The 507-nt window shown below is 44.2% G+C and carries 1 protein-coding gene; it reads left to right on the plus strand.

The features are described 5' to 3' along the window. Window positions 1-507 (plus strand): 5'-nucleotidase C-terminal domain-containing protein (locus tag R7044_RS28325; RefSeq protein ID WP_225456423.1); only part of this gene is annotated, 507 nt, incomplete at both ends.

Consider the following 507-nt stretch of genomic DNA (forward strand, 5'->3'; position numbering starts at 1 on the left):
AAAAAGAACTTTAAACCGGGTGATGAGTGTCAGCCAGACCAACAAAACGGTACTTACATTGTTCAGGCGCATGAGTGGGGTAAATATGTTGGCCGTGCCGATTACGAATTCCGTAACGGCGAACTATCAATGGTGAGCTACGATCTTATTCCTGTAAACTTGAAGAAAAAAATCAACGTGGATGGTCAATCACAACGTGTGTTTGTTCAAGATGAAATTACTCAAGACAAAGCGATGTTGGACTTCCTTCGTCCTTTCCAAGAAAAAGGCCAAAGCCAGCTGAATGTGAAAATTGCGGAATCAAACGGTAAGCTAGAAGGTGACCGTGATGTCGTGCGATTCCAACAGACGAATCTAGGTCGTTTAATTGCAACGGCTCATATGGAACGTGCAAAAGCTGATTTCGCAGTGATGAACTCAGGCGGTGTGCGTGATTCTATTGAAGCTGGTGACATCACATACAAAGATGTGCTGACCGTGCAGCCATTTGGCAACATGGTTTCTTAC

The sequence above is a fragment of the Vibrio sp. 1402 genome (assembly GCF_033340275.1).